At 70.0% G+C, this 26,133-nt stretch carries 26 protein-coding genes; 11 read left to right on the top strand and 15 right to left on the bottom strand.

The window, feature by feature from the left end:
* Window positions 1-29 precede the first annotated feature (29 nt).
* The 3 genes from H1Q64_RS31805 to H1Q64_RS31795 are packed head-to-tail and all read left to right on the top strand — an operon-like array spanning window position 30 to window position 3,209.
* Window positions 30-1,481, top strand: a complete 1,452-nt coding sequence (locus H1Q64_RS31805; protein WP_119510442.1) for an FAD-binding oxidoreductase — start codon at window positions 30-32, stop codon at window positions 1,479-1,481.
* Window positions 1,482-1,513: 32 nt separating this feature from the next.
* Window positions 1,514-2,263 (top strand): electron transfer flavoprotein subunit beta/FixA family protein, encoded by a 750-nt coding sequence (locus tag H1Q64_RS31800; RefSeq protein ID WP_237907821.1) that lies wholly within the window; start codon window positions 1,514-1,516, stop codon window positions 2,261-2,263.
* Between the two features lies 1 nt (window position 2,264).
* Complete coding sequence (locus H1Q64_RS31795) at window positions 2,265-3,209, top strand: electron transfer flavoprotein subunit alpha/FixB family protein (protein WP_237907820.1); 945 nt, start codon at window positions 2,265-2,267, stop codon at window positions 3,207-3,209.
* A gap of 29 nt (window positions 3,210-3,238) precedes the next feature.
* Here the strand turns inward: H1Q64_RS31795 and H1Q64_RS31790 are convergent, their stop codons facing one another.
* The 15 genes from H1Q64_RS31790 to H1Q64_RS31720 all read right to left on the bottom strand — a co-directional run bounded on the left by H1Q64_RS31790 (window position 3,239) and on the right by H1Q64_RS31720 (window position 18,307).
* The gene (locus H1Q64_RS31790; RefSeq protein ID WP_237907819.1) at window positions 3,239-4,450 is read right to left on the bottom strand and encodes a DUF1116 domain-containing protein; all 1,212 of its coding nucleotides are present in this window, start codon (window positions 4,448-4,450) and stop codon (window positions 3,239-3,241) included.
* Window positions 4,451-4,488: 38 nt separating this feature from the next.
* Window positions 4,489-4,974 (bottom strand): MarR family winged helix-turn-helix transcriptional regulator, encoded by a 486-nt coding sequence (locus H1Q64_RS31785; RefSeq protein ID WP_145626201.1) that lies wholly within the window; start codon window positions 4,972-4,974, stop codon window positions 4,489-4,491.
* Between the two features lie 96 nt (window positions 4,975-5,070).
* A complete protein-coding gene (hpxZ, locus tag H1Q64_RS31780) occupies window positions 5,071-5,451 on the bottom strand; it encodes an oxalurate catabolism protein HpxZ (protein WP_237907818.1) in 381 nt (126 codons plus the stop codon).
* A complete protein-coding gene (locus tag H1Q64_RS31775) occupies window positions 5,448-6,617 on the bottom strand; it encodes an amidase (RefSeq protein WP_237907817.1) in 1,170 nt (389 codons plus the stop codon). Before H1Q64_RS31775 ends, hpxZ begins: the two co-directional genes overlap by 4 nt.
* A gap of 117 nt (window positions 6,618-6,734) precedes the next feature.
* Window positions 6,735-7,421 (bottom strand): SRPBCC family protein, encoded by a 687-nt coding sequence (locus H1Q64_RS31770; protein WP_237907816.1) that lies wholly within the window; start codon window positions 7,419-7,421, stop codon window positions 6,735-6,737.
* A 4-nt stretch (window positions 7,422-7,425) separates the two neighbouring features.
* Window positions 7,426-7,914: a (2Fe-2S)-binding protein gene (locus tag H1Q64_RS31765; protein WP_237907815.1), complete on the bottom strand. Its 489-nt coding sequence runs from the start codon at window positions 7,912-7,914 to the stop codon at window positions 7,426-7,428.
* On the bottom strand, window positions 7,911-8,723 hold the full coding sequence (locus H1Q64_RS31760; RefSeq protein ID WP_237907814.1) for an FAD binding domain-containing protein: 813 nt from the start codon (window positions 8,721-8,723) through the stop codon (window positions 7,911-7,913). Before H1Q64_RS31760 ends, H1Q64_RS31765 begins: the two co-directional genes overlap by 4 nt.
* The gene (locus tag H1Q64_RS31755) at window positions 8,720-11,077 is read right to left on the bottom strand and encodes a xanthine dehydrogenase family protein molybdopterin-binding subunit (RefSeq protein WP_237907813.1); all 2,358 of its coding nucleotides are present in this window, start codon (window positions 11,075-11,077) and stop codon (window positions 8,720-8,722) included. The genes H1Q64_RS31760 and H1Q64_RS31755 overlap by 4 nt, the downstream gene beginning before the upstream one ends.
* 24 nt (window positions 11,078-11,101) lie before the next feature.
* The gene (locus tag H1Q64_RS31750) at window positions 11,102-11,806 is read right to left on the bottom strand and encodes an ABC transporter ATP-binding protein (RefSeq protein ID WP_014199601.1); all 705 of its coding nucleotides are present in this window, start codon (window positions 11,804-11,806) and stop codon (window positions 11,102-11,104) included.
* On the bottom strand, window positions 11,793-12,596 hold the full coding sequence (locus tag H1Q64_RS31745) for an ABC transporter ATP-binding protein (RefSeq protein WP_237907812.1): 804 nt from the start codon (window positions 12,594-12,596) through the stop codon (window positions 11,793-11,795). The genes H1Q64_RS31750 and H1Q64_RS31745 overlap by 14 nt, the downstream gene beginning before the upstream one ends.
* Entirely contained in the window at window positions 12,593-13,630 is a 1,038-nt protein-coding gene (locus tag H1Q64_RS31740) for a branched-chain amino acid ABC transporter permease (protein ID WP_237907811.1), read from the bottom strand. Before H1Q64_RS31740 ends, H1Q64_RS31745 begins: the two co-directional genes overlap by 4 nt.
* Complete coding sequence (locus H1Q64_RS31735; protein ID WP_014199598.1) at window positions 13,627-14,499, bottom strand: branched-chain amino acid ABC transporter permease; 873 nt, start codon at window positions 14,497-14,499, stop codon at window positions 13,627-13,629. The genes H1Q64_RS31740 and H1Q64_RS31735 overlap by 4 nt, the downstream gene beginning before the upstream one ends.
* Before the next feature lie 173 nt (window positions 14,500-14,672).
* Entirely contained in the window at window positions 14,673-15,827 is a 1,155-nt protein-coding gene (locus tag H1Q64_RS31730; RefSeq protein WP_237907810.1) for an ABC transporter substrate-binding protein, read from the bottom strand.
* A gap of 46 nt (window positions 15,828-15,873) precedes the next feature.
* Window positions 15,874-17,463 (bottom strand): gamma-glutamyltransferase family protein, encoded by a 1,590-nt coding sequence (locus H1Q64_RS31725; RefSeq protein ID WP_237907809.1) that lies wholly within the window; start codon window positions 17,461-17,463, stop codon window positions 15,874-15,876.
* Between the two features lie 7 nt (window positions 17,464-17,470).
* Complete coding sequence (locus H1Q64_RS31720; protein WP_237907808.1) at window positions 17,471-18,307, bottom strand: sulfite exporter TauE/SafE family protein; 837 nt, start codon at window positions 18,305-18,307, stop codon at window positions 17,471-17,473.
* Window positions 18,308-19,001: 694 nt separating this feature from the next.
* Here H1Q64_RS31720 and H1Q64_RS31715 point away from each other — a divergent pair.
* From H1Q64_RS31715 to H1Q64_RS31680, 8 genes are all read left to right on the top strand, one after another.
* Window positions 19,002-20,273: an amidohydrolase/deacetylase family metallohydrolase gene (locus tag H1Q64_RS31715; protein WP_237907807.1), complete on the top strand. Its 1,272-nt coding sequence runs from the start codon at window positions 19,002-19,004 to the stop codon at window positions 20,271-20,273.
* Window positions 20,274-20,416: 143 nt separating this feature from the next.
* On the top strand, window positions 20,417-20,695 hold the full coding sequence (locus tag H1Q64_RS31710) for a hypothetical protein (RefSeq protein ID WP_237907806.1): 279 nt from the start codon (window positions 20,417-20,419) through the stop codon (window positions 20,693-20,695).
* Between the two features lie 93 nt (window positions 20,696-20,788).
* Window positions 20,789-21,178 (top strand): hypothetical protein, encoded by a 390-nt coding sequence (locus H1Q64_RS31705; protein ID WP_237907805.1) that lies wholly within the window; start codon window positions 20,789-20,791, stop codon window positions 21,176-21,178.
* Between the two features lie 266 nt (window positions 21,179-21,444).
* Window positions 21,445-22,581, top strand: a complete 1,137-nt coding sequence (locus tag H1Q64_RS31700) for an ABC transporter substrate-binding protein (protein ID WP_035682982.1) — start codon at window positions 21,445-21,447, stop codon at window positions 22,579-22,581.
* A gap of 98 nt (window positions 22,582-22,679) precedes the next feature.
* Window positions 22,680-23,552: a branched-chain amino acid ABC transporter permease gene (locus tag H1Q64_RS31695; protein ID WP_014200179.1), complete on the top strand. Its 873-nt coding sequence runs from the start codon at window positions 22,680-22,682 to the stop codon at window positions 23,550-23,552.
* Between the two features lies 1 nt (window position 23,553).
* Window positions 23,554-24,525: a branched-chain amino acid ABC transporter permease gene (locus H1Q64_RS31690; protein WP_200776185.1), complete on the top strand. Its 972-nt coding sequence runs from the start codon at window positions 23,554-23,556 to the stop codon at window positions 24,523-24,525.
* A complete protein-coding gene (locus H1Q64_RS31685; RefSeq protein ID WP_237907804.1) occupies window positions 24,522-25,322 on the top strand; it encodes an ABC transporter ATP-binding protein in 801 nt (266 codons plus the stop codon). The genes H1Q64_RS31690 and H1Q64_RS31685 overlap by 4 nt, the downstream gene beginning before the upstream one ends.
* On the top strand, window positions 25,319-26,083 hold the full coding sequence (locus tag H1Q64_RS31680; RefSeq protein WP_237907803.1) for an ABC transporter ATP-binding protein: 765 nt from the start codon (window positions 25,319-25,321) through the stop codon (window positions 26,081-26,083). The genes H1Q64_RS31685 and H1Q64_RS31680 overlap by 4 nt, the downstream gene beginning before the upstream one ends.
* The last annotated feature ends 50 nt before the right edge of the window (window positions 26,084-26,133 follow it).

Raw genomic sequence — 26,133 nt, 5'->3', positions numbered from 1 at the left:
CGCCGAACCGAAGCCCAGGGAGAGCCTCCTTGTCCAACCACACCCTGACCGCCGGGCGGCCGGACTTCGCGACGGCGGTGCTCGCCCCGATCCACGCCATCGTCGGCGACCGCGGGCTGATCACCGATCCCGGCACCATGCAGCCCTTCATGGAATCCTGGCGCGACGGCTGGGTCGGCCGCTCGCCCGCCGTGGTTCTGCCCGACAGCACCGAGGCGCTGGCCGCGGTGGTGCGGATCTGCGCCGAGACGCGCACCCCCATCGTGCCCCAGGGCGGCAACACCGGCCTGACCGGGGCCAGCCAGCCGCACGCCGACGGGACGGAGATCGTCCTCTCCACCAACCGGCTGAACCGCATCCGCGAGATCGACATCGACAACGACACGATGACGGTGGAGGCCGGCTGCATCCTCGCCAACATCCAGAACGCGGCGCGCGACATCGGCCGGCTGTTCCCGATGAGCCTCGCCGCCGAGGGCTCCTGCCAGATCGGCGGCAACATCGCCACCAACGCCGGCGGCGTGCAGGTCGTGCGCTACGGCAACATGCGCAACCTCGTCGCCGGGCTTGAGGTGGTGCTGCCCGACGGGCGGATCTGGGACGGGCTGCGCGGGCTGCGCAAGGACAACGCCGGCTACGACATGAAGCAGATCTTCATCGGGTCGGAAGGCACGCTGGGCATCGTCACCGCCGCGGTGCTGAAGCTGTCGCCGCTGCCGCGCGCCACCGCCACGGCGCTGGTCGCGGTGTCGGCCCCCAGCGACGCCGTCGACCTGCTGACCCGCGCCAAGGGCGTGGCCGGCGACCGCATCATCACCTTCGAGCTGATCCAGCGCGACTGCATCGACGTGGCCCGCCGCCACGTGCCGGACGTGCCCGACCCCCTGCGCGACCGTTACCCCTGGTACGTGCTGGTCGAGCTGGCCGACCAAGACGGCGGCAACCGCCTGATGGAGATGCTGGAAGGCATCCTGGAAGCCGGAATGGAGGCCGGCGAAGTGCTGGACGGCGTCGTCGCCGCCTCCAAGGCCCAGGCCGATTCGCTGTGGCGCATCCGCGAGGGCATCCCGGAAGGCCAGAAGCGCGAGGGCGTGTCCTTCAAGCACGACGTGTCGGTGCCGATCTCCCGCGTGGCGCGCTTCCTCGACCGCGCCAACGCGGCGCTGGAGCGGGAATGTCCGGGCATCCGCCCCTTCGCCTTCGGCCATCTCGGCGATGGCAACATCCATTTCAACCCGATCCAGGCGGAGGGCGGCGACCCGGCCGAATGGAAGGCGAAGCTGGCGACGGTCAACGCCATCGTCCACGACATCGTCGTCGAGCTCGGCGGTTCCATCTCCGCCGAGCACGGCATCGGGCGGCTGCGCATCGACGAGATGCCGCGCTACAAGTCGCCGGTCGAGCTGGACATGATGGCGACGCTGAAGCGCGCCTTCGATCCGCACAACATCATGAATCCCGGCAAGATCCTGCGCGCCTGAGCGCGGTTCCGCCAGTCCAAGGATTGATCCCCATGAAGATCATCGTCCCGGTCAAGCGGGTGGTCGATTACAACGTCAAGATCCGCGTCAAGGCGGACGGCTCCGGCGTTGAGACCGCCAACGTGAAGATGAGCATGAACCCCTTCGACGAGATCGCCGTCGAGGAGGCCGTCCGCCTCAAGGAAGCCGGCAAGGCGACCGAGGTCATCGTGGTCACCGTCGGCCCGACGGCCGCCCAGGAGACGCTGCGCACCGGCCTCGCCATGGGCGCCGACCGCGGCATCCTGGTCCAGACCGACGCCGAGACGCAGCCGCTGGCCGTCGCCAAGGTGCTCAAGGCGCTCGTCGACAAGGAAGGCCCGACCCTGGTCATCCTGGGCAAGCAGGCGATCGACGACGACTGCAACCAGACCGGCCAGATGCTCGCCGCCTTGCTGGGCTGGCCGCAGGGCACCTTCGCCTCCAAGGTCGTGCCGGGCGAGGGCGCGGTCACCGTGACCCGCGAGATCGACGGCGGGCTGGAGACGGTGCAGCTGACGCTGCCCGCGGTCGTCACCGCCGACCTGCGCCTCAACGAGCCGCGCTACGCCTCGCTGCCCAACATCATGAAGGCCAAGAAGAAGCCCATCGAGACGCTGGCCCCCGACGCGCTGGGCGTCGACGTGGCGCCGCGCCTGACCACGCTCAAGGTCGCCGAGCCGGCCAAGCGCAAGGCCGGCGTCAAGGTCGCCGACGTGGCCGCCCTGGTCGACAAGCTGAAGAACGAAGCGCGGGTGATCTGACATGTCCATTCTCGTCATCGCCGAACACGACAACGCCGCGCTGAAGGCCGCCACGCTGAACGCGGTCAGCGCCGCCGCCAGGATCGGTGGGGAAGTCCACATTCTGGTCGCCGGCCAGGGCGCCCAGGCCGTTGCCGAGGCCGCCGCCAAGGTGGCCGGCGTGTCCAAGGTGCTGCTGGCCGACGACGCGGCCTACGCCCACCCGCTGCCGGAGAACGTCTCCCCGCTGGTCGTCAATCTCGCCAAGGGCGACGGCCCCGAAAAGTATGAACATCTTCTGGCCGCCGCCTCGTCGGAGGGCAAGAACCTGCTGCCGCGCGTCGCCGCGCTGCTCGACGTCGCGGCGATCTCCGACATCACCGGGGTGGTCTCCGCCGACACCTTCGAGCGGCCGATCTACGCCGGCAACGCCATCGCCACGGTGAAGTCCGCCGACCCGATCAAGGTCGTCACGGTGCGCACCACCGCCTTCGAGGCGGCCGCCGCCACGGGCGGTTCGGCCACGGTCGAGACGATTGCCGGGACGGGCGACGCCGGTTCGGCCAGGTTCGTCGGCCAGGAGCTGACGAAGTCGGAGCGTCCGGAGCTGACCCAGGCCAAGATCGTCGTGTCGGGCGGGCGCGGCATGCAGTCGGGCGAGAACTTCAAGCTGCTGGAAGCGCTGGCCGACAAGCTGGGCGCGGCGGTCGGCGCCAGCCGCGCCGCGGTGGACGCCGGCTTCGTGCCGAACGACTATCAGGTCGGCCAGACCGGCAAGATCGTGGCGCCCGAGCTGTACATCGCCGTCGGCATCTCCGGTGCCATCCAGCACCTCGCCGGCATGAAGGACAGCAAGGTCATCGTCGCCATCAACAAGGACGAGGAGGCGCCGATCTTCCAGGTCGCCGACTACGGCCTCGTCGCCGACCTCTTCAAGGCGGTGCCGGAGCTGGAGCAGGCTCTGTGACGCCATAGGCGTCGCCGGCCCCCCGGACGTCAGGCGCGACGGTCGGGGGCGTCCGGGAAACCGGCGCGGCTCAGCCGGTCCACCGCCGCCACCGCCTCGGCGTGGCAGGAGGGCGGGTGCCAGGCGAGGCCGCGCCCGACGATCCCGTCCTCCCCCGACGCGTGCAGGGCGGCCAGACAGACCGGGGGCACCGGGCCGCCCAGCAGCACGGCGCGGGCGTCCAGCCCGACCCGCCGCCCGTGGATGGGATGGTCGGCGCAGAGCAGCCGGTCCGCCGCCGCGATGGCCGTCTCGGCCGCCGCCCCCAGCTCCGCCCGCAGCAGCGGCGCGGCGTCGAGCGCCAACGCGCCGAAGCCCAGCGCGTCGATGACGGCGCTGTCCCCGATCGCCGGCAGGCGCGGGCGGGAGGCTCCGCCGGGAGAGCCGATGTCCGGCCCCTGCGGTGCGGCCACCGGCGCGCTCGCCCAGCCCTCGCCCATCATGCCCGACAGGCGCAGCCCGAAGCGCATCCCGTTGCCGCCGGCCGCCGTCACCAGCGCCGCCCCCGGCACCCCGTCACCGGCCAGCATCGTCGCCTTGCAGGCGGCCATCCACGGGTTGAGGAAGAACTGCCCTGCCTCCTTCAGGAAGGCGCAGACCTCGCCGGTCCCGCCCAGCTTCGACACCAGCGTCTCGGTCAGCAGCGCCGAGGCCACCCCGACGCGCCCGTGCAGCTCGTCCCCCTGCTCCATGGCCTCACAGGCGATGCCGGTCAGCGCCACCGGCCCGATCCCGGCCAGCGCCGGGCCGACCGTGCCGTGCAGCAGGCGCAGCCGCTCCACCACCGCCCCGCTGACGATGCCGAAGCGCAGGGCGGGACCGCCGCCCTCGTTGAGCGGGCTGTAGGCGCGCACGCCCGAGCCGCCCGCATCCTCCACCACATGCAGCCACATCGACCGCGACACGACGGCGGCGAGCGGGGTGACCACGCCGAAATCCTGCGCCGGACGCAGGGTCACGGCGCCGCTGCGCACCATGGCGCGGACCTCCTCCACGCTGTCGGCCATACCTTCGAACAGCAGCGCCGCGGCGGCGGCGTTGAGGATGGGCGGGCAGATCTCCGCCGGATCGGCGAAGGGCGGTCCGGCGTGCAGCAGCGTGTGACGGTCCAGCCCGATCCGCTCCCCGGCGGTTCCGGTCTCCGTCCACACCGGATCGGCGGCCAGCATCCGCTCCACAGCCCGCGCGGTGGCGTCGTTCATCGCGTGTGTCCCCAATTCTCTCGGTGTTTTCGGTGCCGTTACGGCAGATGCAGCGGGGCGCGGCCGTAGCCGTTGCTGGCGTCCACCAGATGCAGCAGGTAGCGCAGGAAGACCGCGCGGTCCTCCTTGGGCAGGGGCGCGATGGTGCGGTCGTGGGCGCGCTGGGCCTTCTTGTCCATGCGGCGCAGCAGCTTCCGGCCCTCCGCGGTGATGGCCGCCAGCTTCATGCGCTTGTCCACCGGGCTGGCCCGGCGCTGGATCAGCCCGCGCTCGGCCAGCCGGGCCAGCACCCCGGCGGTGGTCGTGCGGTCGATGCCGATCTGGGCGCCCAGCGTCACCTGATCCAGGTCGGGCCGGTCCACCAGCGCGGTCAGCACGCTGTACTGGACGGGGGTGATGTTGAACTCCGCGCACTCCTCCATGAACATGGCGACGTGGATCTGGTGCAGGCGGCGGATGAGGAATCCGGGACGCTCCGCCAGGACGCGGTACGCCTCTTCGATCAGGGGGTCGTCTAAGGTCATCGCGGGCGGTCCGTCGGAGCGGGTTCGGGAAATCGACTGTCAGTGAGGATGGCGGCGGGCCGGAGAATCGGCAACCGGGCCGGAAGACGGTGGCGCCTAGCCCATCAGCGACACATGCGCCGCGACGATCCGCCAACCCTCAGGCATGCGGACCCAGCTGTGGCTCTGCCGCCCGATACGCTCGGTGGAAGGGCGCATGAACTCGGTGTTGGCGGTCGCCATGTCGCGGCCATAGGTGGTGATGACGGTGTTGCGCAAGCTCCGGTCCAGCCCCGCTGCCGGGCGGCCCTGGCGGAAGGCGGCGATCGCGTCGTAGCCGTACAGGTTCTCGCCCACGCCGTAGCGCAGGGTCGCCGGGTGGTTCCAGAACAGCTCGTCCAGAACCGCCACGTCGTTGCTGGTCAGCGCGCGCTCGTAGCGCTCGAAGGCGGCGGTGACCTCGGCCACCACCTCGGGGATGTTGATCTCAAGCGTCATGCGAACAGGTCCTCGGCGATGGCCAGAAGCGCGGAATCGCTCCCACGCGGCCCGATGAGCGACAGGCCGAGCGGGCGGCCCTGGAGCCGCGCCGCGGGGATGGAGAGTTGCGGCAGACCGGCCAGACCGGCGGGGCACAGGATCGCCAGCGCCCGCCCGCGCTCCGCGTCCACCGTCGCCCCCGACGAGCCGCGCAGCGGCGCGATGCCCGGCGCGCTGGGCAGGACGATCAGCCCGTCCATTCCCAACAGCTCGTCCATCCGCCGCCGGATGCCGTCCCGCGTCTGCGCCGCGGCGTGGGCCAAGGCGGGGTCGAGCGTGGCCGCCGCGGCGAAGCGGTCGCGCACCCCCGGCCCGAAGGTCGGTTTCGTCGCCGTGATCCAGGCTCCGTGCGCCGCCCAGGCTTCGGCGGCCTGGAGCGTCTGGAAGACCGGACGCCATTGGTCCAGCCCCTCCGGGGCCAGCGTCACAGCGTCCGCCGCCCCGAACCGCTCGCGCAGCCGCTCCAAGGCCGGGGTGAGGGCGGATCGCACCGCCTCTCCCGCGATGGCGAAGGCGTCCTCGGCGACCAACAGGCGGCGGACGGCCGGATCGGGCGCCGGGGGCAGCAGCACCGCCCCGACGCGGCGGAGCAGCGCCGCCTCCCGCACGAACCAGCCCACCGTGTCGAAACTCGGCGCCAGCGGAACGGAGCCGTCCAGAGGAACCGCCCCGTGGGTGGGCCGGAGGCCATAGAGGCCGCAATAGCTCGCCGGCAGGCGGACCGATCCGCCGGTGTCCGTCCCGATGGCGAAATCCACCGCCCCGCCCGCCACTGCGGCGGCCGACCCGCTGGAGGAGCCGCCGGGAATGCGGCCGGGCGCTTTCGGGTTCTCCGGCGTGCCGTAATGGGCGTTCTCGCCGGCCAGACTCCAGGCCAGCTCGTCGGTCAGCGTCTTGCCGGCGACGCGCGCCCCGGCGTCGAGCAGCCGCTGCACGGCGGGCGCGGTCTCCCGCGGGACCTCGTGGGTACGCAGCCAGTCCGGGTTGCCGGCCCCGGTGGGCAGGCCGGCGATGTGGAACAGGTCCTTCACCGCGAAGCGCAGCCCGGCCAGCGGGCCGCTTGCGGCTCCGGCGACCTCGGTCCGGCCATAAGGGACGAAGGCGTTCAAGGGGTCGTTCGGCATGATGCTGTGGTCAATCTTAACGTAGGTTCGAATCCCCTCTCCCCTCCGCTCACGCGCAAACAAAGCTTGCGCTGACGCGGCAGGCGGACCTTTGGTCCGCCGAAAGCGGGGAGAGGGTCAGGGTGAAGGGGTCGTGCTTTTGCCGGACGCACCGCCACGCGCATCCCCCTCACCGGCCCTCCGGGCCACCCTCTCCCCAGAGGGGAGAGGGTTGGAAAAGAGTTTGCGCAGCCAATCCTTCACCATGCTCCACAGCAGATTGCCAGCGTTCAGTTCCTTGACGGGCTCGGAGGCAGGCTCCGGGGTCGGGGCGACAACCGCTTCCGAGGACGCAGCCACCTCCGCCACCGGGGCGGTCGCGGCGAGCTTGGCTTCCAGGTTGCGGGCGAACTCGGCGGTCAGGCGGTTGGCGATCTCCTGCACGATGGCGCCGCGGCTGAACTGGGCCAGCACGCCGGTCAGCGTGAAATCGACGGTCAGGTCGATGCGCGTCCCCGGCCCCTCCTCAAGCACCGCGAAGGTCACGTCGGCCTTGGCGCGGGAGTTGTTCTTGGGGTCCGTCCCCTGGCCGTGGATGACGCCGGTGTGGGTCACCTCGTCCATCGTCAGCGTGCCCTCGCCCGCGAAGGCGGCGGCGATGGGGCCGAGCTTCACGCGCATCTGCCCGAAGATGCGGTCGCCCTCGCGCGGCTTGGTCAGCGAGGCGCCGGGCATGCAGGCGATCACCTGCTCCACGTCGCCGAGCAGCGGCCAGACGCGGGCGCGCGGGAAGTTGACGGCAAGGGTCTGGGTCATGGTCGGCATGGGCTTACCCTGCGTTCGTGTTGCGCGCGTCGATGACGCGGCGGATGGCGTTGACGATCCCGACATAGCCGGTGCAGCGGCACAGGTTGCCGCTCATCGCCGTGCGGATCGCCTGGTTGTCGGCGTCCGGGCAGCGCAGCACGACGTCGCGCGCCGCCACCAGCATCCCCGGCGTGCAGAAGCCGCACTGAAGCCCGTGCTCGGCGGAGAAGGCCTCGCGCAGTTCCGCCGCCAGCGGATCGTCGTCCAGCCCCTCCACCGTGGTGACGGACCGCCCGTCGCAGGCCACCGCGAAGGTGATGCAGGAGCGCGCCGGCTCGCCGTCGATCAGGATGGTGCAGGCGCCGCACACGCCGTGCTCGCAGCCGAGATGGGTGCCGGTCAGAAGCTCCCGCTCGCGCAGGAAGTCGCCCAGATGCTGGCGCGGCGGCACGCTGGCCTCGACCCGCGTTCCGTTGACGGTCAGGGAAATGGTTTTGGCGTGGGCGCTCATGACATCACCTGCGCGATGGCGCGCTTCAGCGCGACGGTGTGGGTCCGAAGGGCGATGGGGTCGTCCGCAGCGGGGCTTCCGGCCAGATACGCGGCCATGGCCGCTTCGGTGCAGCCGCCCTCGAACAGGGCTGGGCCGTCGATCACGACCGGCTTGCCGGAGGTCGCCCCGGCGACGCAGCGCTGGACGCCGCGGGCCGGGTCGATCAGCACCGCGCCGGTGGCGTGGGAGAACTCCCCGGTCTTGCGGCAGACCTTGTAATAGCCCCAGCGCGCCCGGTCGGACAGGGCGGGCACATGGATTTCCGCGACGATCTCGCCCGGCTGCAGGGCCGTCTCGAACACACCGAGGATGAAGTCGGTCATTGGCACGCTGCGCCGCCCACCCGGGCCGGCGATCACCACGTCGGCGCCGAGCGCGGTCAGCACGTTCACCCAGTCCGCCGCCGGGTCGGCGTGGGCGAGGCTGCCGCCGATGGTGCCGCGGTTGCGCACCGCGCGGTAGGCGATCACCGCCGCCACGGACGGCAGAACGCCGCGCGTCACGTCCGGATAATCGCCGTCCTCCAGCCGCGCGTGGGTGACGCAGGCGCCGATGACCAGCCGATCGCCCTCCCGGCGGATCGTTTGAAGCTCGGCGATGCGGGTGATGTCCACCAGCAGCTCCGGCTGGGCCAGCCGCAGGTTCAGCATGGGGCCGAGCGACTGGGAGCCGGCCACCGGCCGCACCATCACATCCTCACGCGCCAGAAGCTCCAGCGCCGCGTCGAGCGTCGCCGGCTGCGCGTAATCGAAATCGACCGCCTTCATGCCGCACCCCGCGTTTCGGCGATGGCGCCAAGGATGACTTCAGGCGTCATCGGCGCGTTCGTCACGATGACGCCCAGCGGCTTCAGCGCGTCGTTGATGGCGTTGCAGATCGCCGCCGGCGGGGCGATGGCGCCGCCCTCGCCGATGCCCTTCACGCCGAATTCGGTGTAGGGCGAGGGGGTCAGCATGTGGATGATCCTCACGTGCGGGACCTCGGTGAATCCGGGGATCAGGTAATCCGCGAAGGTTGAGGCGAGCGGCTGCCCCTCCGTGTCGTAGGGCATCCGCTCGTAGAGCGCGGTGCCGACGCCCTGGGCGACGCCGCCGTAGATCTGACCGTCGACGACCATCGGGTTGACCATGGTTCCGGCGTCCTCGACCACCACATAATCGAGGATTTCGACCTGCCCGATCTCCGGGTCCACGGCCACCGCCACGGCGTGGGTGGCGTAGGAGAAGGTGCCGTGGTCGCTGCCCGGCTTGTAGCCGGCGGTGACCTCCAGCCCGCCGCGGTCAACGTCGGCGGGAAGAAGCTGCGGCGCGCGGTACCAGGTGTGGGCGATCTCGCGGATGGTCACCGCGGCGGCCCCGGCCTTCACCGACCCTTCCTCTAGAACCACCCCGTCCGGACCGGCCTGCATCAGATGCGCGCCGATCTTGCGCAGCCGCTCGGCCAGCGTGCGGCAGGCGGTGGCGACGGCGCCGCCGGCCATGACCATGCTGCGCGACCCCCAGGTGCCCGTCGAATAGGGCGTCAGGCCGGTGTCGCCGTGCACCAGCTTGATCTTTTCCAGCGGGATGCCCAGCACCTCGTGGGCGACCTGGGCGAAGGTGGTCTCCATGCTCTGGCCGTGCGACTGCACGCCGACGCGCAGCTCCAGCCCACCGTCCGGGGTGATGCGGGCCTGCGCCTGCTCGTGTCCCGGCACCATGGGGATGCCCCAGCCGTGATAGACGGCGGTGCCGTGGGCCGACTGCTCGCAATAGGTGGCGAAGCCGACGCCGATCAGCCGCCCGTCCGGCTCTCCCGCCTTCTGGCGGACGCGCCAGCCCTCCAGCTCGATGGCGGCGACGGCGCGGCGGACGGATTCGGGATAGTCGCCGCTGTCGAAATGCTTCCGCGTCACGTTGTCGAAGGGCATCTTCTCCGGCGGGACGAGGTTTTCCAGCCGGACCTGCCACGGCTCCCGCCCCACGGCGTCGGCCACGGCGTCGATCATCTGCTCCATGGCGAAGCACACGCCGGTCCGCGCCACGCCGCGGTAGGGGACGATGGGCGGCTTGTTGGTGCAGACGGAGAAGGTGCGGCAGCGGTAATGCGCGAAGTCGTAGGGGCCGGGCAGGATGCTGCCGACCTGCGCGGCCTCCAGGCAAGCCGAAAAGGGATAGACGGAGTAGGCCCCGGCATCGACCCAGGCGTCGGCCTCGATCCCCAGCAGCCGCCCGCGCGCGTCGGCGTAGGCGGTGATCTCGTAATGGTGCTCGCGGGCATTGGCGGCGGCGACCAGATGCTCCCGCCGGTCCTCGGTCCAGCGGACGGGGCGGTCGAGGCGCATGGCGATCCAGGCGGCCACGATCTCCTCCGGCTGGAGCAGGCCCTTCCAGCCGAAACCGCCGCCCACGTCCGGCGCCACCACGCGGATCAGCCCCTGGTCGAGGTCCAGGCATTCCGACAGGCCGGCGCGCACGATGTGCGGCATTTGGGTCGAGGTGGTCAGGACGAGCTGTTCGACATGGCGGTCCCAATGGGCAACCACGCCCTTGCCCTCCAGCGGCACCATGCACTGGCGAGCCGTGCGGATGGTCCGCGACACCTTCACCGGGGCGGTGGCGGCGATCTCCGCGATGTTCCCGCCAACGTTGGTCTCCAGGAAGACGTTGTCCGGCCAGTGGTCGTGCACCTTCGGCGCGCCCGGCGTCACCGCCTCCAGCATGTCGGAATTCACCGGCAGCTCGGCGTAATCGACGAAGACGGATGCCGCGATGTCCTCGGCCTCGGCGCGGGTGGCGGCGACGCAGACGGCCACCGGCTCGCCGACGAAGCGCACCTTGCCGTCGGCCAGCGCCGGCTGCTCCGACACCTTGAAGCCGGGCAGGCCCGACACGGCGCGGATCGGCTTGACGCCGCCCGCCGCCAAGTCCGCCCAGGTGAAAACGGCGCCGCGGTGCTCCTCCGGGATCTCGATGCCGGTGATGGTCGCGTGGGCGACCGGGCTGCGCACGAAGGCCAGCTCCTTCATGCCGACCAGGGCGATGTCGCCGACGAAGCGGCCCCGCCCGCGCAGCAGCCGGTCGTCCTCCTTGCGGCGGACCCGCGCGCCGACACCGGAACCGGCGGTGCTAACCTCTCCCATTCCCTGACCCTCTCGTTCTTCTTCTCAGCCGCCCAGATAGGCGCGCTGGATGTGGTCGTTGGCGAGCATGGCCTGCCCGGTTCCCTGCTCCATTACCTGCCCGCTTTCCAGCAGGTAGGCGCGGTCGCACATGTCGAGCGCGGCGTAGGCGTTCTGCTCGACCATCAGCACGGTGGTCCCTTCCCGGCGGATGTCCGACACGATCTCGAAGGTGCGTTCCACGAGGTTAGGGGCGAGGCCCAGCGACGGCTCGTCGAACAGCACGATCTTCGGCCGCGACATCAGCGCCCGCGCGATGGCCAGCATCTGCTGCTCGCCGCCCGACATGGTGCCGGCGGGCTGGTTCAGCCGCTCCTTCAGGCGGGGGAAGCGGTGGAACAGCCGCTCCATGTCCTGGGCCACCGCCTGATGGTCGCGGCGCAGATAGGCGCCCATCTCCAGATTCTCGCGCACCGTCAGGTGGGGGAAGACGCGTCGCCCCTCCGGACAGTGCGCCACGCCCAGCGCCAGCACCGTGCGGGGCGCGGCGTTGCCGATCTCCCGCCCTTCGAAGGTGATCCGGCCCGAGGCCAGCGGCAGCAGGCCGCTGATGGCGCGCAGCGTGGTGGTCTTGCCAGCGCCGTTGGCGCCGATCAGGGTGACCAGCTCCCCCTCCTCCACCGTCAGCGAGACGTTGCGGAGCGCCGGGATCTGGCCGTAGCAGACGGTGATCCCCTCAACCTTTAGCATGCTTCACCCCCTGGCCCAGATAGGCCTGGATCACGTCCGGGTTGGCGCGGATGACCTCCGGCGGGCCTTCGGCGATGATGCGCCCGTGGTTCAGCACGACCACGCGGTCGGAGATCGTCATGACCATGCGCATGTCGTGCTCGACCAGCAGGATGGTCACGCCGCGGTCGCGGATGCGCTGGACGACGCCCATGAAGGCTTCCGTCTCCGACGGGTTCAGCCCGGCGGCGGGCTCGTCCAGCAGCAGCAGCTTCGGATCGGCGGCCAGCGCGATGGCGATGCCGAGCAGCCGCTGCTCGCCGTAGGCGAGGTTGCCGGCCAGCTCGTCGGCGCGGTGCGACAGCCCGACGAAGGCCAGGATCTCGGCAACCGCCGCCCGCATCCGCTCGGTCTCCGCCCGCACCGAGGCGAGCCGCAGCAGCGCGCCCCAGGTCTCCGCCTTCCCCTGCCGGTGCATCCCGGTCAGCACGTTGTCGAAGACGGTGCAGCCGGCGAAGATGCTGGTGCGCTGGAAGGTGCGCACGACGCCCAGCCCGGCGATGCGGTTGGAGGACAGGCGCGTCAGGTCGGTGCCGCGGAACAGCACCTTGCCGCCGGTCGGCTTCAGAAAGCCGGTGATGACGTTGAAGGCCGTCGTCTTGCCCGCCCCGTTGGGGCCGATCAGGCTGACGATCTCCCCCTCCGGCACGGCGAAGCTCATCGAGGCGATGGCGATCAGGCCGCTGAAGTGAACCGCGACCTCGCGCACCTCAAGGATCGGGGCGGTGGATTCGTCGAGGGCGAGGCTCATGCCGAGGTCTCCTTGCGCAGGCCCAGCGCCGTGGCGGCGACGCGCTTGCGGCGCCCGGCGAACCAGTTCTTCACCGCCGGGACGATGCCCTGCGGCAGGAAGAAGACGACCACGATCATGGCGACGCCGTAGATGATCCACTGCACCTCGGGCCGCGCCACCTCGCGCAGCACCTCGGGCAGGATGCCGAAGGCGAGGCCGCCGACGATCGGGCCGGCCAGCGTGCCCTTGCCGCCCGTCACCACCATGATGACCATCGTCACCGTGTAGATGAACATGAAGACGTCCGGATCGACGATGCGGATGTAGTGGGTGTAGAGCCCGCCCGCGGCCCCGGCCATGCCCGCCGCGATCACCGTGGCGACGACCAGGTAGCGCGTCACGTCGATCCCGACCGAGCGCGCCAGCGACTCGTTCTCGCGCAGCGCCACCAGCGCCCGGCCCACCCGCGACTGCACCAGCCGCTGGATCACCAGGAAGCAGACCACCGCGACCGCCAGCACCAGAAGGTAGTTGTATTCCTTCTTGTAGAGCGGGATCACCCCGTCCCACGGCAGCCAGACCGACAGCGGCGGGATGTTGTTCAGCGCCATCGGCCCCTCGGTCAGGTCCACCCAGTTCAGCGCGACCATGCGCATGACCTGGGCGAAGCTGATGGTGACGATGACGAAGTAGGCCCCGCGCACCCGGAAGGCGAGCTTGCCGATCAGGAAGCCGAACAGCGCCGCCATCAGGATGCCGCCGAGGAAGGCCACCCACACCGGCTGCGGCCCCAGCACGAAGGGTTCCGTCCCGCCGAGGTCGAGGTCGAAGCCCAGCGAGAGCAGCGCGCTGGTGTAGGCGCCGATGCCGAAGAAGGCGATGTGGCCGAGGCTGAGCTGCCCGGTGTAGCCGAGCAGCAGGTTCAGGCTCATCGCCCCGATGATGAAGATGCCGGTCGAGGTCAGGACGTAGAGGATGTACTGGTCGCCCAGCCACAGCGGCCCGACCGCCATGAACAGGACGAACAGCCAGGGGAGGAGGCGCGTCGTCATCCGATCCGCTCCTTCATGGCGAAGAGACCCTGGGGCCGCACGATCAGCACGGCGATGATCAGCAGGAAGCCCATGGCGTCGCGGTAACCCGACGACAGGTAGCCGGCGCCGAACTCCTCGGCGAGCGCCAGGACGAAGCCGCCGATGGTGGCGCCGGGGATGTTGCCCAGCCCGCCCAGGATGACGATGGCGAAGGCCTTCAGCGCCACCAGATCGCCCATGGTCGGCGTGACCACGAAGATCGGGCCGAGCAGCGCCCCCGCCGTCGCGGCGAGGCCGGAGCCGAGCGCGAAGGTCAGCGTGTACATCAGCCCGCGGTTGACGCCCATCAGCGCCGCCGTGTCCGGGTCCTGGAAGGTGGCGCGCATGGCGACGCCCAGCTTGGTCCGGTTGATGAGCAGGTAGAAGCCGCCCAGCAGCAGCAGCGCCACGCCCAGGACGAACAGCCGGTTCATGCCCACCGACACCGACCCCAGCACCACCGGCTCGGTCGGGAAGGGGCTGGGCACCGACTTCGCGACACCGCCCCAGACGAGTTGTTCCCCGGCCTGCATGGCGATGCCGGCGCCGATCATCACCAGCATGGTGGTGTCGATGTCGGCGCCCTTGAGCGGGCGCAGCAGAGTGAATTCGATCAGCGCGCCCAACGCCATGCCCAGCACGGCGGCCATCGCCAGGGACATGAAGAAGTTCAGCCCCATCATTCCGGCCAGCATGTAGGCCATGTAGGCGCCGAAGGTGTAAAGCTCGCCATGGGTGAAGTTGACCACGCGCATGATGCCGAAGATCAGCGTCAGGCCGATTCCCAGCAGCGCGTAGGTCCCCCCCAGGACCACGGCGTTCAGAAGGTGCTGCAGATGCGCTTCCACCGCGTGTCTCCATCCCTCGGTTTCCCCTCTCCCCTCTGGGGAGAGGGTCAAGGTGAGGGGGTTGCGCTTGTGCCGGACGCGCCGCCACGGGCATCCCCCTCACCCTCCCCGCGCCTGCGGCGCGGGTCCCCTCCCTCTCCCCAGAGGGGAGAGGGCGTTCTTGGCGGGGGTGCTTACGGCATCGTCACCTTGCCGTCCTTCACCTGGACGACGTAGACGTTGGCCTCGTTCTGGCCGCTCTCCTTGCCTTCCGGGCCGTCCTTCTTGAAGGCGATGTCGCCGTTCACGCCGTCCAGCTTGACGGTCCACAGCGCGTCGCGGATGGCCTGCGGCTCGGCCTTGCCGGCTTTCTTGATGGCTTCCACGATGGTCATGATGCCGTCAAAGCCGCGGTAGCCCTCGGTCAGGCCGGCGAAGTCGTAGCCCTTCTTGTTCCAGCCATCGACGAAGATCTTGGCGACCGTCGGGTGCACCGCCTTCTCCGGGAACCAGGGGGCGAAGAACAGCGTGAAGTAGCCGCCGTCCGCCGCCGCACCCGCCTGCGCGATGAGCTGGTCGGGGGAGGAGGAGCCGCCGTTGGTGATGACCCGGTGCGGCAGGCGCAGCTCCGCCGCCTGCTTCAGGATCAGGGTGATCTGCTCGACGCCGGTGGTGACGAACAGCGTGTCGCCGCCCGACTGCTTGATGCTGGAGAGCTGGGCCGACAGGTCGGTGGCCTCCGGCGCCATCGTCTCGGTGACGCCGATCTCGACGCCCTTGGCCTGGAGCATCTTGCGGAACTCCTCCGCCGAGCCGCGGCCGAAGTCGTTGTTCACCGCCAGGAAATCGGCCTTCTGGATGGCCGGCTGGAAATGGTCCAGCTTCTCCGCGAAGGACTTGGCCTCCATGGCGGAGGTCGGGGCGATGCGGAAGACCCACGGGTTGCCCGAGGTGGTGATCTTGGTCGAGGAGGAGGTCTCGACCACCATCGGCACGCCGTACTCCACCAGCTTCGGCATCACCGCCAGGGTGAAGGTGGAGCTCCAGGCGCCCATCAGCACCGGGACCTTGTCGCGCACGATCAGCTTCTCGGCGGAGGCGACGGCCTCCTTCGGGTTGCTCTTGTTGTCCTCGATGATCAGCTGGATCTTCTTGCCGAGAACGCCGCCGTTGGCGTTCACGACCTCCTCCGCCACCCGCGCGCCGTTGGCGACGTAGTTGCCCGACGCGGCGACCGCGCCAGTCAGCGGCTGGGTCACGCCGATCTTGATCGTCTCCTGCGCAAAGGCCACGCCCGGCGCCAGCAGCGCGGCGCTCAGCAGCAACGCCGTGGTCTTCATCGTCCGCATGTCGTCTAGCCCCCTCTTTTTGATTTGAACCGTCAGTTGGCGGTGGTCACCAAGCGGCGACCGCGCCGTCGCTGCGGGGATCGGTCGCCCCCTCCAGCGTTCCGTCGGCATGGCGGACGATGGCGCCCGCATGCCCCATGGTGCTCGTGTACGGATCGAGCAGTTCGACTTCGTGCCCGGCGTCGCGCAGGGCGGCGACCAGGGCGGGGTCGAAGCGGCTTTCCAGCTTCAGCGTCACGCTGTCCTCGCCCCAGGTGCGGCCAAGCAGCCAGCGCGGCGCCGTGACGGCGGCCTGCAGGCCCTGCCTGAACATCGCGTAGCGGGAGAAGACGGCGGCCTGCGTCTGCGGCTGCCCCTCCCCGCCCATGGTGCCGTAGACCATGCTGCGCCCGTCGTCGAAGCGGGCCATCGCCGGGTTCAGCGTGTGGAAGGGCTTGCGCCCCGGCGCCAGCGCGTTCCAGCCGTCCTCCGCCAGACGGAAGGAGGCGCCGCGGTTCTGCCAGGTGATCCCGGTGTCCGGCAGGACGAGGCCGGAGCCGAATTCGAAATAGACGCTCTGGATCATGCTGACGGCGCGGCCCTGCCCGTCGATCACCCCCAGCCACACCGTGTCGCCCGGCTTGGCCACATGCGGCCAGGGCAGCGCGCGGGCGCGGTCGATGTTCGCCGCCAGCCCGTCCAGCACCGCGTCGTCGAGGAAGGTCTGCGCCTCCCGCCCCATGTAGGCCGGGTCGCCGACCTCGCGGTCGCGGACCAGGAAGGCCTGCTTGGTCGCCTCGATCAGCCCGTGGATGTGGTCGAAGCCCTCGCCCTCCGTCACCCCCAGCCGGTCGAACAGCGCGAGGATCATCAGCGAGGCCAGACCCTGCGTCGGCGGCGGGTGGTTGAACAGCCGCGCCCCGCGCACGCCGACCGACAGGGCCGGGCGGCGGTGCGCCGCGTGACCCGCAAGATCCGCCGCATCCACCGGCGAGCCGGCGCGCTGCAAATCCGCCGCGATGGATGCTGCGAGCGGCCCGCGGTAGAAGCTGTCCAGCCCTTCGGCCGCCAGCCGGCGCAGCGTGGCGGCCAGCGCCGGCTGCTTCAATGTCGAGCCTTCCAGCGGCACGGCGCCGCCCGGCAGGAAGGTGTCCTTGAAGCCGGGGACGTCCTTCAGCTCGTGCAGCTTCTGGCGGGTCAGCCCTTCCTGGCTGGCGGTGACGGGGATGCCCTGCTCGGCGTGGGCGATGGCTTCGTCCAGGATGCGGGCGAGCGGCAGCGGCTCGGCCCAGCCGGCGCTGACGGCCAGCGCCTCGCGCCAGCCGTCGATGGTGCCGGCGACCGTGTTCGCAGCCAGCGGCCCACGCCAGGGCACCGTCGCGTGGCCGTGGCGCCGGTAGAGGTCGAGCGAGACGGCCTTGCCCGCCCCGCCGCAGGCGTCGATGGCGACGGGGTCGCGCCCCGGCTCGGCGATCAGCCAGAAGCCGTCGCCGCCGATGCCGGTCATGTGCGGGTAGACGACGGCCAGCGCCGCGGCGACCGCGACCGCCGCCTCGACGGCGGTGCCGCCGTCGCGCAGGATCTGGAGGCCGGCTTGGCTGGCGAGATGATGCGGGGATGTGACCATTCCCCGGCGGCTGCGCGGCGTGTTCAGCATGGGAACCTCACGGAAGAAGGCCGTAGATCATCCGCGCCGCCGTCAGCCCGAGGAACAGGGCGAAGACGCGGCGCAGGACGCGGGTGTCGAGGCTGTGGGCGAGCCGCGCGCCGAGCGGCGCCATCGCCATGGAGGCCGGCAGGATCAGCGCCAGCCCCAGCAGGTTGACGTAGCCCAGGCTGAAATCCGGGCGGCCCGGCACGTTCCAGCCGGTCAGCACGAAGCCCACCGTTCCCGGCACGCCGATGATGAAGCCGAGCGCCGCCGCCGTGCCGACCGCACGGTGGATCGGGTAGCCGAACAGGGTCAGGATGGGGACGCTGAGCGTGCCGCCGCCGATGCCCATCATGGCGGACATCATGCCGATGCCGCCGGCCAGCCCCTGGCGCGGCGCGCCGCTCGGCAGCCCGTCGGCGATGCGCCACTCGGCCTTGCCGAACAGCATGTGCAGCGTGACCAGGACCGCCATCCCGGCGAACACCGCCGTCAGCACCGGGCCGCGCACCACGCCGGCCACCGCCGTTCCCCCCAGCACACCGAGGAAGATCGCCGGCCCCCAAGCGCGCAGCAGGTCGCCGTCCACGGCGCCGCGGCGACGGTGGGCGCGCAGCGACGTCAGCGAGGTGGCGATGATGGTGGCGAGCGAGGTGCCGACCGCGACGTGCATGCGCACGGCCTCGTCCACACCCAGCGCGGTGAACAGGTGATAGAGCACCGGCACGATCACGATGCCGCCACCCACCCCCATCATGCCGGCCGCCAGCCCGGCGAAACCGCCGGCCAGCAGAAGCCCGCCGCCGAGAATGGGAAGCTGCGGCACCGCCGCGATCCCCAGCCCGGTCACGGGATGCCCCGCCGCATATGCAAAAACCCTCTCATTTTTATGGATATCCGACTTTTTCCGTTGGTTTCCCATCCCTTTGCGAACGCCGTGCCAACCGGCAGAACACTGCGCATTTTGGTTCGTCTGGAGGGCAGGCGCGGCGCGGCGCCAGGGCCGGAAATCGCCCTAATGTTGGGCAAGCGGATTGACGGCGGGACCACACGCCCCCTGGAAAGAGGGGTCTATTCTGTTGATAAACAAACAAAAATCGTGAGATCCAAGCGCTTCGGCCTTTCGCTTCATTCGTGCGCAACGTCTGCCTGCTGAGCGGGCATTCATCAGTATGCTGATGATATGGCGGCGCCTCGGAATGAACCGTGGATGGCCAGCCGCGAGCGCGGCCACCGGCTCCTGAAGCCCTTCAAAATCCCCGCTTTTCGCTGCGGCTTCGGTGTTCGTGCACAAATCAGCGGCAGGGTGCCGTGCCACGCCGCCACGCCACGAATCATCAGCATACTGCGGAAAATGGCGCATCGGAGGGCGGCGGACGCATCCCGTGGTATGCCGTATTGTGCGTATTTTGACCACCGAATGCCCAACAGGCGATCATTCGTCAGTATGCTGAAGTTTTGCGCGCCCCAGCGACTCTGCCCCGCCCTGGCATGCCCCTTGCTGAAGAAACGGCCAGATAAAAATCAGCGCAAGAAGGTGGGTTATGTCAGAGACGCACACGTTCGACCTCGTACTCCGCGGCGGACGGATTCTCGACCCGGCCAACGGGGTGGATCTGGTCGGCGATCTGGCGGTCGCGAAGGGCCGCATCGCGGCGGTGGCGGAACGGCTGCCCGACGATGCCGCCGACACCATCCTCGATGTCTCCGGAAAGCTCGTGACGCCGGGCCTGATCGACACCCACGCACACGTCTTCGAAAAGGTCACCGGGCGCTTCGGACTGAACCCGGACATGGTCGGCGTCCGCTCCGGCGTGTCGACGCTGGTCGATCAGGGCGGGCCGAGCCTGATGACCCTTCCGGCTTTTCGCCGCTTCATCGCCGAGCCGGCGCGCTCGCGCACGCTTTGCTTCCTGTCGGCCTATCTGGTCGGCGGGCTGGAGGGCCATTACTACCCGCAGCTCTACCGTCCGGATTGCGTCGATGTGGACGCCACCATCCGCGTCGGGCGCGAGAACCGCGACATCGTGAAGGGCATCAAGGCCCACGCCGAGGTCGGCGGCGCCTCGCGCTGGGGCCTCGACGTCATCAAGCAGGCCAAGCGCATCGCGGACGGCATCGGCGTGCCGCTCTACGTCCATCTCGGCCAGCTCTGGCCGGAGGTGGAGGGCGGCGAAGCCGTCGATCCCGACATGCTGGTGGAGGAGCTGGTCCCGCTGCTCGATTCGCGCGACATCCTGGCCCATCCGTTCACCCGCCACCCCGGCGGCTTCATCTCCACCCGCACCGGCGAGGTGCATCCGGTCATCTACAAGGCGCTGGAGCGCGGGCTGACCGTCGATGTCGGCCATGGCTCGCATTTCAGCTTCGAGATGGCGCGGCGGACGCTGGCGGCGGGCATCCTGCCCTACACGCTGGGCGCCGACCTGCACGGCTACAACGTGAAGGCCCCGACGGTGGGCGCCGGCGGCGACCGCGAGGCCAATCCCTTCTACGGCGTTGCCCCCTTCAGCCTGACCCACGCGATGACCGAGCTTCTGACTCTCGGCATGGCGCTGAGCGATGTGCTGAAGACGGTGACCAGCAACCCCGCCGCCATGCTGGGCATGGCCGACGAGATCGGCGCGCTGACTCCGGGCATGGCCGCCGACGTGGCGGTGCTGGAGGTCAAGGCCGGCCGCTGGCAGCTCAGCGACAACAGCGGCGAGCGGGTGACCGCGCCGGAGATGATCGTCCCGGCCTTCTCGCTGCGCGACGGCGTGGTGCAGGAGGTCGACAGCCCGCTGCTGCCGAAACCGATTCCGGTGGCGGCGTAACGCGGCGGACTCGCCCCCACCCTAACCCTCCCCCGCTAACGCAGGGGAGGGAACAGTCCCCCTCCCCTGCGTTAGCGGGGGAGGGCCGGGGTGGGGGCAGCGTCGCCACCCGAACACCCCACCATCCGACAAGGACTCCGCCCATGTCCGAAGCCGCGCTCGCTTTCTGGATGTTCGAGGTCCCGGCCCGCTGCCGCGACGCCGAGGGGCGGCGGCTGGGCAAGGCCCGCGCCCTGCTGCTGTCCCACCCGCGGCGCCAGCAGCGCATGATGCTGGAGCTGGCGCACGACACCCCGCTCGCCATGGGAAGCCGCGTCGTCACGAGGCGCGCAGCCTTCGTGGTCGAGCGCTGCGAGGGCGAGTCCGGCTTCGGCTTCCGGCGCTACGCCGTGCGCTGCGTCGGGACTCGGCCGTCCCCGTGACGAAAACCGGGCGCGGCTGATCCACATCAAGGCGCGGAGGGCTCCAGCCAGGAATATTAATCGAACGATTAATAACTCGCTTCGGAGACTCCCATGACCACCCCCGCCCCCGCGCCGCATGAGGGCCTGTGCGCGAAACTCCTGCGCGGCTGGCGCGGCGCGCGGTCCCTGGACGCGCTCCAGACGCTGGCGCCGCACGACCGCGACCGCGTGCTGGCCGACGCCGGCCTGACCGACCTGACCGCCCCGGCCGTGCTGCGCGCCGGCCATGTCGGCGCGCTGCTGCCCGCCGCGATGGCGCTGCACGGCGTCGACGGCGCCGCGGTGGAGCAGGATCGCCCCGACCTGATGAACGACCTGCAGCGCGTCTGCGCGCTTTGCCGCAGCGCCCGCACCTGCCGCCGTCTGCTGGCCGAGGGCTGCACGCAACCGGAGCACGCCCGGCTCTGCCCCAACGCCGACACGCTGGACGCGCTCCGCTGAGGAGCGCGCCGAACACGGCGCCAAAACACAGCCGCAAAAAATCCCCAACCGTCTTCGTCGGAAAAGCGATTGACAGCGCCGCGACGCGACCGTTAGCATCCCTACATAATTAATTGGCCGTATAATAAAACACGGGAACGGTTGCCGCATCGGACGGCATGCGTTCCCGCAACGGGCCGACGCGCCCACGCCGCGAGCGGCGGGGCGCCGACAGGGAATCGTCATTCGCCGTCATCGCGACATCACCGTCGAACGCGGAGGGAGAGATGAGAAACGTGGTACTGGGCGGCCTGCTGTTGACCGGCGTCGCCGCGTCGGTTCCGGCGCAGGCGCAGGACACGGTCAGGATCGGGCTGGTCCAGCCGCTGACCGGATCGGTCGCCTACAACGGCAAGTCCGTGGTGGAAGGCGCCCGGCTCGCCGTCGAGGAGATGAACGCCGCGGGGGGCGTCCTCGGCAAGAAGATCGAACTGATCGTCGAAGACGGCCAGTGTACGCCGGCCAACTCGGTCAACGCCGTCGAGAAGCTGGTGCAGAAGGACAAGGTCGTCACGCTGGTCGGCGCCTTCTGCAGCTCCGCCACCGCGGCGATCATGCCGGTGGCCCAGAAGTACAAGCTGCCGCTGATCACCGGCGTGTCGTCGAAGGCCAGCCTGACGGAGCAGGGCAACCCCTACTTCTTCCGCGCCGCCGAGACGGACGCGCTGATGGCGGAGGCCTTCGCCAAGATCCTCGCCAACGACCTGAAGCTGACCAAGGTCGCCTACATCGGCGTCAACGACGACTGGGGCCGCGGCGGGGTGGAGGAATTCTCCCGCGACCTGACGGCGCTGGGCGTCAAGACGGTGCTGACCGAGTATTTCGACCACGGCGCCACCGACTTCTTCACGCTGCTGACCAAGCTGCGCGCCGCCAAGCCGGACGGCGTGTTCGTCGCCGCGGAGACGCAGGACGGCTCCATCCTGGTCAAGCAGATCCGCGAGATGGGTCTGGACACCAAGGTGTTCGGCGTCGGCTCCTGGGCCACCGCCGACTTCATCAACCTGACCGGTGAGGCCGCGGAGGGCATCCACGCCGCCGTCCCCTACGCCTCCAGCATGGACACACCGCGCAACCAGACCTTCGTCCAGAAATACCAGGCGAAGTACGGCATCAAGCCCGGCAAGTACGGCGCCGCCGGCTACAACGCGCTGAACATCGCCGGGCAGGCCATCGCGCGGGCCGGCGGCACGGACGCCGAGGCCATCCGGGCGTCGCTCGCCAAGACCAGCTACGAGGCGCCGAACGGCGTCTACAAGTTCACCGACAAGGGCCAGGCCTACGGCTTCGACGCGGTGCTGGTGCGGATCGAGAAGGGCGAACCGAAGGTGATCGCCTCCACCCCGGTGGACGCGCCGCACTGACCGGCGGGCGCGCCGCGGGGCTGCCGTGACGGCACCGTTCCCGCGGCGCGCACCGATCCAACGCACCGTTTGTGCGGGCCTGCTTTTGCGAGAACGTCATGGATCTCTTTCCGCAGTTCCTGGCCAACGGGCTGGTCATGGGCGTGTTCTACGCGCTCTCCGCCCTCGGCCTGACGCTGATCTTCGGCCTGATGCGCGTGGTCAACTTCGCCCATGGCGAGTTCTACATGCTGGGCGGGGTCAGCGGCTGGTTCGTCACCAATTACCTGGGCCTCGACTTCTTCAGCGGCCTGATCGTGGTCGCCGCCTTCATGGCCGCCGTCGGCTGGCTGGTCGACCGTTTCCTGATCGAGCGGGTGCGCGGCCAGGGTGAGGAGCCGGGCATCCTGCTGACCATCGGCCTGTCGATCTTCCTGGTCAACGGCACGCTCCTGCTGGTCGGCCCGGCGCCCATGAAGGTGGCCGGCGCGGTGGCCGAAGGGCCGCTGTTCTTCGGCCCGATCGCGGTGACCAAGCTGCGCCTGCTGGCCGTGGCGGTGGGCATCGCGCTGATCGTCGGCGCCCATCTGCTGATCCGCCGGACCCGGCTGGGGGCGGCGATGCGCGCCACCTTCCAAGACCCGATGGCCGCCAGCCTCGCCGGCATCCGCACCGGCCACGTCTACGCCGCCACTTTCGCGCTGGGCTGCACGTTGGCCGCGCTGTCGGGGATGCTGCTGGCCTCTATCTACTCCGCCCAGGCGTCGGTCGGCGGGCTCATCAGCCTGAAGAGCTTCGTCGTGGTGATCCTCGGCGGCATGGGCAGCTTCGCGGGCGCCATCGCCGGGGGTCTGCTGCTGGGCGTCGCCGAGGCGATGTGGGGCGGCTACGTCTCCATGGGCATGGTGGACGTGATCGGCTTCGTCCTGGTCATCCTGATCCTGCTGTTCCGGCCCCAGGGCCTGTTCTCGATCCGCACGGAAAGGGCCTGACATGACCCTGGAACGCAACATCCTGCTGGCCTTTCTGGCGGGGGCGGCGCTTCTGCCCTTCGCGGTGACGGACCAGTACATCCTGCACCTCGCCATCATGGCGCTGTTCTACGCGGTTCTGGCGAGCAGCCTCAATCTGGTGGTCGGCTATGTCGGCGAATTCTCGCTGGGCCACACCGCCTTCCTCGGCACCGGCGCTTACACGGCGGCGCTGCTGTCCACCCAGGCGGGGATGCCGATGTGGGTGACGATCCCGCTGGCCGGGCTGGTCTCCGCCGTCTTCGGCTTCGCCATCGGGGCGATCACGCTGCGCCTGCAAGGCCCTTACTTCGTGATCGTCACCCTGTCCTTCGCCGAGGTGCTGCGCATCGTCGCCAACAACTGGATCGCGGTGACCAACGGCCCGATGGGTCTGGCGGGCGTCGGGCAGACCCTCTTCGGGGACGTCACGGTCACCGACAAGGCCGGCTTCTTCCTGATCGTGCTGGGCATTGCCGCGGTGGCGCTCTACCTCTCCTACCGCTTCGTCTATTCCAACGCCGGCCGGGCGGCGGTGGCGGTGCGCGAGAACCGCTACGTCGCGCAGTCCATCGGCGTCGACCCCTTCGGCACGGCCATGCAGGCCTTCGTGCTGGGCGCCTTCCTGGCCGGTTTGGCCGGGGGCTTCTACGCCCACTACATCTCCTTCGTCGGGCCGGAGGTGTTCCGCTTCGCCTTCATGGCGACGATGATCATCATGGTTCTGCTGGGCGGCAAGGGCACGCTGATCGGCCCGCTGGCCGGCGCGGTGATCGTGACGGTGCTGGAGGAATATCTGCGCGAGGTGCAGGAACTCCGCCTCACCCTGTTCGGGCTGATCGTCATGGCCATCGTCCTTTTCCTGCCCAACGGCCTGATGGGCTTCATCGCCCTGCGCCGCGAGCAGCAGGCCGCCAAGCCGACCCTAAACGCCGCGAAGGAGCGCACCGTATGACGGCGACCACCCAGCCGACCACCGACCGGCAGCCGCTTCTGCGCGCCGACGACCTGACCATGATCTTCGGCGGCATCACGGCGGTGAAGGACTTCAGCTTCCACATCGAGCCCGGCGAGATCGTCGGCCTGATCGGCCCCAACGGCGCCGGCAAGACGACCTGCTTCAACATGCTGACTGGCTTCTACGCGCCGAGCAACGGGCGGGTCCGCTTCAAGGGGCAGGACATCACCAACCGCAAGCCCCACGCCATCGCCCGGCTCGGCCTCGTGCGCAGCTTCCAGAAGACCAACGTCATGAAGCGGCTGACGGTTTTCGAGAATGTGCTGACCGGCCATTACATGGCGAGCCGCCAATCCCTTCTCGCCACCTTCTTTCCCGGCGAGGCGGTCCGCCGCGCCGAACGGGAGGCGCGGGAGAGCGCCGCGGCCATCGTCGAGACCATGGGTCTGGCCCAGCGCATGAACGCCCCGGCGCATCTGCTGTCCTGCGGCGAGCTGCGCCTGCTGGAGGTCGCGGTGGCGCTGGCCGCCAAGCCCAGCCTGCTGATGCTCGACGAGCCCGCCGCCGGGCTGAACAGCCACGAGGCCGGGACCTTCGGCGCGGTGCTGAAGACGCTGGTCGGGCACAGCATCGACGCGCTGCTGATCGTGGAGCACAACATGGATCTGGTCATGTCGGTGTCCGACCGGATCGTCGTCCTCAACTTCGGCCGCAAGCTGGCCGAGGGCCGGCCCGCCGAAATCCTGGAGAACCGGCAGGTCGCCGAAGCCTATCTCGGAAAGGCCGCCGCATGACGCTGCTCTCCGAATCCCCCTCGCCCGCCGCCATCGCCGAAGCCGCCAACGCGCCGGTCCTCGCCGTGGAGGGCTTGCACGTCGCCTACGGCTCCACCGCGGCGCTGCACGGCGTGTCGCTGGACGTGCGGGCCGGCGAGACGGTGGCCCTGATCGGCGCCAACGGTGCCGGCAAGAGCACCATCCTGCGGGCCATTTCCGGCCTGCTGAAGGCGCGCTCCGGGACCATCGTCTGGAACGGCAAGCCGATCGCCAACCTACCCGCCGACCGCATCGTCGCCGCCGGCATCGCCCACTGCCCGGAGGAACGGCACGTCTGGCCGAACATGACGGTGCAGGAGAACATCGCGCTCGGCGCCTATCTCTGCCGTTCGCGCGAGGAGGTGCAGCGCCGCATCGGCATGACCTTCCACCGCTTCCCCCGCCTGCGCGAGCGGTCGCGCCAGATGGCCGGCACGCTCAGCGGCGGCGAGCAGCAGATGCTCGCCATCGCCCGCGCGCTGATGTCGGAGCCGCGGCTGCTGATGCTGGACGAGCCCAGCCTCGGCCTCAGCCCGAAGATGGCCGACGAGGTGTTCGACGTGGTGCGCTCCGTCAACGCCCACGGCGTGACCGTCCTGCTGGTCGAGCAGAACATCCACAACGCGCTGGGCGTCGCCAGCCGGGCCTATGTGGTCAAGACGGGCCGCATCACCGCCAGCCGCCCCTCGGCGGAGCTGCGCGGCGACCCCGACCTGCTGCGCGCCTATCTGGGCGGCTGAGGCCGCCACACGGCGAAAGGCCGTGTCACGAATAATTAAACGAACGACCG

This window comes from Azospirillum brasilense (assembly GCF_022023855.1).
Taxonomy (GTDB): Bacteria; Pseudomonadota; Alphaproteobacteria; order Azospirillales; family Azospirillaceae; genus Azospirillum; species Azospirillum brasilense_F.
Note: the sequence above shows the minus strand (reverse complement) of the source record. Positions and strands in the feature narration are given on the sequence as shown.